General features: G+C 72.9%; 4 protein-coding genes. 2 read left to right on the forward strand and 2 right to left on the reverse strand.

Annotated features, from left to right (window positions below):
* Positions 1–441: 441 nt before the first annotated feature.
* Both BJP40_RS06410 and ptsP read left to right on the forward strand, forming a co-directional pair.
* Positions 442–891: a PTS glucose transporter subunit IIA gene (locus tag BJP40_RS06410; protein ID WP_071279344.1), complete on the forward strand. Its 450-nt coding sequence runs from the start codon at positions 442–444 to the stop codon at positions 889–891.
* Positions 892–994: 103 nt separating this feature from the next.
* Complete coding sequence (ptsP, locus tag BJP40_RS06415; protein WP_071279367.1) at positions 995–2,665, forward strand: phosphoenolpyruvate--protein phosphotransferase; 1,671 nt, start codon at positions 995–997, stop codon at positions 2,663–2,665.
* An 84-nt stretch (positions 2,666–2,749) separates the two neighbouring features.
* On the opposite strand, the gene BJP40_RS06420 is transcribed toward ptsP, so the two are convergent.
* Positions 2,750–3,649 carry a hypothetical protein gene (locus tag BJP40_RS06420; RefSeq protein WP_071279345.1) on the reverse strand — a complete coding sequence of 300 codons (900 nt, stop codon included), beginning with the start codon at positions 3,647–3,649 and terminating at the stop codon, positions 2,750–2,752.
* A 74-nt stretch (positions 3,650–3,723) separates the two neighbouring features.
* Positions 3,724–5,733 (reverse strand): acetoacetate--CoA ligase, encoded by a 2,010-nt coding sequence (locus tag BJP40_RS06425; protein WP_071279347.1) that lies wholly within the window; start codon positions 5,731–5,733, stop codon positions 3,724–3,726.
* Between the last annotated feature and the right edge of the window lie 391 nt (positions 5,734–6,124).

The following is a 6,124-nucleotide window of genomic DNA, read 5'->3' on the forward strand; positions in this document are numbered from 1 at the left end:
CTTCGGTGCTTCCAGCTTAGCAGATCCGTTTTCCGTTTCTGCCACCCGCTGGAGCGGGATCCTTCTCCGGAAGTTCTTCGCTTTCGCGCTTTCCCTTTCCGGCCCGACGACCTTACCAGGGTTTCGGACCCTCCCTGACCACCCCACCAAGGACGTACACGCGCAGTGGTGTAGACCAGTAGTGGTGTAGACCAGTTAGGATCTCGCCCTGTCAGGCGGTCGCTGCCGGCCCTCGGCTCAGAGTCGCGTCGGGCGTCAGGCAGGGCAACGACACTACCCCGCAGCGGTAGTTGAGGCAAATCGTTCCGGCGAACGCGAGGGCTACCAAGAGGCATCTCTTATGCGGAACCCGGACTTTCTATGACATACGCTCTGAACAGTACGCCGTCCGGGACAGGCAGTGACGGCGACACACCATCTCCGCCCTCTGGGAGGCCCTCCATGACCACCGTGACGTCGCCGCTCGTCGGACGCGCCATCGGACTCGCCGCCGTTCCCGACCCGGTCTTCTCCGGCGCCATGGTCGGGCCGGGCACCGCCATCGACCCCGTGCGCGAGCGGTCGGCCGCCGTGGCCCCCGTCGACGGCGTGGTCGTCTCCCTGCACCCGCACGCCTTCGTGGTCGTGGACGGCGAGGGCCACGGGGTGCTCGTGCACCTGGGCATCGACACGGTCCAGCTGAACGGCGAGGGCTTCGAGCTGCTCGTGGACAAGGGCGACACCGTCGCGCGCGGCCAGGAGATCGTGCGCTGGGACCCTGCCGCGGTCGAGGCCGCGGGCAAGTCCCCGGTCTGCCCGATCGTGGCGCTGGAGGCGACGGCGGACTCGCTGTCCGACCTGCGTGAGGACGGCGATCTCAAGACCGGCGACACGCTCTTCGCCTGGCAGTGACCTGGCACCCGGGCGCCGTCCGCGGGGCGGCGCCGACGGGGTGGTTCATTCTGCGGCGGACGGGACAGGGCCGCCGCCCGACGGGAGACGGTGAACGGTGACGATGGAGACAACGCTACGCGGCGTCGGTGTCAGCCACGGAGTGGCGATCGGCGAGGTACGGCACATGGGCACGGCGGTGCTGGAGCCGCCGGCCAAGCAGATCCCGGCCGAGGAGGCCGAGCGGGAGCAGGGGCGTGCCCGGCAGGCCGTGGAGGCCGTGGCGGCCGACCTGATAGCGCGGGGCAACCTGGCCGGTGGCGAGGCACAGCACGTGCTGGAAGCCCAGGCCATGATGGCGCAGGACCCGGAGCTGATGGCCGACGTGGAGCGGCGGATCGCCGTGGGGTCGACGGCCGAGCGGGCCGTGTACGACGCGTTCGCGGCGTACCGGGCGCTGCTGGCGGGGGCCGGCGAGTACCTGGCCGGCCGTGTTGCGGACCTGGACGACGTGCGGAACCGGATCGTGGCCCGCCTGCTGGGCGTACCGATGCCGGGTGTGCCGGACAGTGACGAGCCGTACGTGCTGATCGCGCGCGATCTCGCGCCGGCCGACACGGCGCTGCTCGATCCCTCTCTGGTGCTCGGGTTCGTGACGGAGGAGGGTGGGCCCACGAGTCACAGCGCGATCCTGGCGCGGGCGCTGGGCGTGCCGGCCGTGGTGGCGCTGCCGGGTGCGTGCGAACTGGCCGAGGGTGTCGTGGTCGCGGTGGACGGCAGCACGGGCGAGGTGCTCGTCGAGCCGAGCGCCGAGAAGCGGGCCGCGATGGAGCAGGCCGCTGCGGAGCGGAGGGCCGCTCTCGCCGCGTCCACCGGTCCCGGTGCCACCTCGGACGGGCACAAGGTGCCGCTGCTCGCGAACGTCGGCGGGCCTGCGGACGTGCCGGCGGCGGTCGAGGCGGGGGCCGAGGGTGTCGGGCTGTTCCGCACGGAGTTCCTGTTCCTGGACGACAGCAAGAAGGCGCCGTCCGAGGAGAAGCAGGTCGAGGCGTACCGGAAGGTGCTGGAGGCGTTCCCGGAGGGCCGGGTCGTCGTGCGGGTGCTGGACGCGGGCGCGGACAAGCCGCTGGACTTCCTGACGCCCGCCGACGAGCCGAACCCGGCGCTGGGTGTGCGTGGCCTGCGGACGCTGCTCGACCATCCCGAGGTGCTGCGGACGCAGCTGCGGGCGCTGTCGAAGGCCGCCGAGGGCCTGCCGGTGTACCTGGAGGTCATGGCGCCGATGGTGGCGGACCGGGCGGACGCCAGGGCGTTCGCCGAGGCGTGCCGCGAGGCGGGGCTGCGGGCGAAGTTCGGTGCCATGGTGGAGATCCCGTCGGCCGCGCTGCGGGCTCGTTCGATCCTGCAGGAGGTCGAGTTCCTGTCGCTGGGCACGAACGACCTGGCGCAGTACACGTTCGCCGCGGACCGGCAGGTCGGGGCGGTGTCGCGGTTGCAGGACCCGTGGCAGCCTGCGCTGCTGGACCTCGTCGCGCTGGCGGCCGAGGCGGCCCGTGCCGAGGGCAAGAGCTGCGGTGTGTGCGGTGAGGCGGCGTCCGATCCGCTGCTGGCGTGTGTGCTGACGGGTCTGGGGGTGACCTCCCTGTCGATGGGTGCGGCGTCCATTCCGTACGTGCGGGCGGCCCTGGCGATGTACACGCTCGCGCAGTGCGAGCGTGCGGCTGCCGCGGCGCGTGCGGCGGAGTCGGCGGAGGAGGCGCGCCTCGCCGCGCAGGCGGTGCTGTCCGGTGAGTGAGCCGCTGCGGCCGTGACACGTCCGGTCGCGGTTTCGGGGGCCTTCCCGTTGTGGGGCGGGAAGGCCCCCGTCCGCGTGCCGGGGTCAGTCGTGGGTGGGTCGGCCGTCGTCGGGAGCCAGGTCGAATCCGGGGCGGTAGGTGACGCCCGGTTCGGGTGGGAGGGGCTCTCCGGTGTGGGCGTCGGTGCAGTAGGCGTCGAAGACCTCGGCTTCGGTGAGGGGGACGAGCCGTCCGTGGTCGAGGCGCCAGCCGTGGAGGCGGTCGGGTGCTCCGGTGCTGGTGGTGCGCAGCACGAGTCCCCCGGGTGACCTGCGGGCGAGGCCGGCGGCGAGGACGGTGAGGAACTCGGTGGCGTCGGCCGAGTCGAGTGCGGTGGGGGGCGCGGCTCCGCGGGCGGTGTGGAGGACGGCCAGGAGGTGGTCGTCGCCGGCGGGGAGGCTGCAGACGAGGTGGTGGCGGCCGGGTCCGGCCCGGTCGAGGAGGCGGAGGACGGCGCGGGTCGCCCGGTCGTAGGCGGCGCGGCCGATGTCCTGGCCGCATTCGGCGCACGGTCCGGCGTCGGCGAGGAGGGCCGCCGCGTACGCGCGGGTGGCGTGGCGTGCGGCGGTGTCGACGAGGGCGGGGACGAGCTCGTCGATGGGTTGGCCGGTGTAGGTGAGGCGGGCGCCGGTGGCGGCGGTCTCGGAGGTGTACCGGCTGCGGCTGGCGGGGGTGTCGGGGTCGAGGCCCGTTTCGGTGCAGTAGGCCGCGTAGTCCTCGGGGTCGAAGAGGGCGACGGTGGTGTGGCCGCCGGTGGTGGCGAGGGTCCGCAGGAGGCGCTCGGTCTCGCGGAGGTAGGTGGTGTGGTCGTCGAAGGTGAAGGAGCGGTAGCGGCGCATGGCCGCGAAGTCGTGTGCGTCGGTGAGGAGGCCGACGGTGCTCGGCACTTCGCGGCGCAGGGCGCGGCGGAGTGCGGTGCTGCCGGTCCTGGTGGTGTGTGTCATGGGTCCCCCTGGTGATCAGCCGATGATCGTTGCTCACTCAGCGTAACCAGGGGGACTGACAGTGACCCCGGTCCTCAGCCCTCGGGGCTGCGGCGGGCGCGGGCGAGGTCCTCGTAGAAGTGGAGGAGCGAGACGTCGTCGACGGAGCCCGGGTTGACGGCCTTGTCGAGGGCGGTGCCCTGGAGGAGGCGCTTGACGGGGACTTCGAGGCGCTTGCCGGTGAGGGTGTGGGGGACGGCGGGCACCTGGATGACCTCGTCGGGGACGTGGCGGGGGGAGAGTTCGGGGCGGGTGGTCTGCCGGATGCGGCCGACGAGCTGCTCGTCGAGGGCGGCGCCTTCGGCGAGGTGGACGAACAGCGGCATCCAGTAGCCACCGCCTGGTTCCTCCAGGCCGATCACGAGCGACTCCTTGATCTCGGGGAGGCGTTCGACGGCTTCGTAGATGTCGGCGCTGCCCATGCGGACGCCCTGGCGGTTGAGGGTGGAGTCGGAGCGGCCGTGGATGACGACGGAGCCGTGGTCGGTCAGGGTGATCCAGTCGCCGTGGCGCCAGACCCCGGGGTAGGTGTCGAAGTAGCTGTCGCGGTAGCGGCTGCCGTCGGGGTCGTTCCAGAAGCGGATCGGCATGGACGGCATGGGGTTGGTGACCACGAGTTCGCCGACCTCGCCGACGAGGGGCTTGCCGTGGGGGTCCCACGCCTGGAGGTCGGTGCCGAGGCAGGCGGCCTGGAGTTCCCCGATGTGGACGGGGAGGGTGGGGACGGCTCCGGCGAAGCAGCTGCACACGTCGGTGCCGCCGCTGACGGAGGCGATCCACAGGTCGTGGCCTGCGTCGGCGAACTCGTCGTGGAGCCAGCGGAAGCCGTCCGGCGGCAGGGGCGAGCCGGTGGTGGCGACGCAGGCGACGCGGGACAGGTCGTGGTCGCGGGCGGGGTGGACGCCTGCTTTGCGGCAGGCCATGACGTAGGCGGCGGAGGTGCCGAAGAGGGTGGCTCCGGTGCGTTCCGCGATGCGCCACTGGGCCCCGGTGTCGGGGTGGCCGGGGCTTCCGTCGTACAGGACGACGGTGGTCCCGGTGAGGAGGCCGGAGACGAGGAAGTTCCACATCATCCAGCCGGTGGAGGTGTACCAGAAGAACCGGTCCTCGGGGCCGAGGTCGCAGTGGAGGCCGATCTGCTTGAAGTGCTCCAGCAGGATGCCGCCCTGGGACTGGACGATGGCCTTGGGCAGACCGGTCGTGCCGGAGGAGTAGAGGATCCACAGCGGGTGGTCGAAGGGGACCTGCTCGTACACGGGCTCGGTGTCGCCGGCGGTCAGGTCGGACCACTCCAGGGCGCCTTCGGGTGCCTGCGTGCCGAGGAGCGGGATGTGGACGACGGCGCGGAGGGCCGGCAGCTCCCGGCGGAGTTCGGCGACCACGTCGCGGCGGTCGTGCTCCTTGCCTCCGTAGCGGTAGCCGTCGACGGTGAACAGGACGACGGGTTCGACCTGCTGGAAGCGGTCGAGGACGCTGCGGGCGCCGAAGTCGGGGGCGCAGGAGGTCCAGACCGCGCCGACGGCGGCGGTGGCGAGCAGCGCGGTGACGGCCTCGGGAATGTTGGGGAGGTAGCCGCTGATGCGGTCGCCGGGGCGTACACCGAGGGCGCGCAGCTGATCGGCGAGCGCGCCGACCTGGCGGCGCAGCTCGGTCCAGCTGACGGGGCGGACCTCCTGGGCCTCGTCGACGTGGAGCAGCGCGGGGGCGTCGGGGCGCTGGTCGGCGGCGCGCAGGGCGTGCTCGGCGTAGTTGAGGGCGGCGCCGGGGAACCACTGGGCGCCGGGCATGGCGCGGTCGCCGAGGACGCGCTCGTACGGGGTGCTGAAGCGGACGTCGAACCACTCGGCGACCGCGCGCCAGAAGGTGTCGAGGTGGTCGACGGACCAGCGGTGGAGCGCGGGGTAGCCGCCGTCGGCGGGGGCGCCGTGCCGTCCGGCGGCCCAGGCCTGGAAGCGGGTGACCGCGGCGGAGGCGATGCGGTCCCGGTCCGGCTGCCACAGCGGGCCGGACGGTTCGGAGTGCGCGGTCGCTGACGTCGTCGTCATTGGAGGTTGCTCCCTGGCTGTACGCGGATGGCGTGCGTCCCGCGCACGGGCTGGGGTGTGCGCGTGACGCGGCTGACAGGACGATGCCACGTGATCGTTGTTCGCACCAGGGTTCTCCCCCCACGCCCGGGCCGCCCGGCATGTGGCGGCGCCACGGGTGAACGGCTGTTGAACGGCTCCCCCGGGCGGCTCGCGGGGTGGCAGGGTGAGCGGCATGGACGGTCGTGAGCTGGTGCGTTCGGTATGGGTGTTCGGCAGGGTGCGGGGGCTGCGGGCCATGCGCTCGGTGTGGCGGCAGCGGCGGGCCGACGCGGTGGGGCTGGCGCCGCGGGGCCGGGAGCGGGCGCGGGTGCCGGGGCGCGTGGTGGGGGCGGAGCCGGTGCCGGGGGGC

This window comes from Streptomyces sp. CC53 (genome assembly GCF_001865245.1).
In the GTDB taxonomy this organism is placed as follows: Bacteria; Actinomycetota; Actinomycetes; order Streptomycetales; family Streptomycetaceae; genus Streptomyces.

Bases quoted from the DNA above. Each gene is read 5' to 3' on its own strand.
- BJP40_RS06425 (WP_071279347.1), bottom strand. From the start codon at position 5,733: ATGACGACGACGTCAGCGACCGCGCACTCCGAACCGTCCGGCCCGCTG.
- BJP40_RS06410 (WP_071279344.1), top strand. From the start codon at position 442: ATGACCACCGTGACGTCGCCGCTCGTCGGACGCGCCATCGGACTCGCC.
- ptsP (WP_071279367.1), top strand. From the start codon at position 995: ATGGAGACAACGCTACGCGGCGTCGGTGTCAGCCACGGAGTGGCGATC.
- BJP40_RS06420 (WP_071279345.1), bottom strand. From the start codon at position 3,649: ATGACACACACCACCAGGACCGGCAGCACCGCACTCCGCCGCGCCCTG.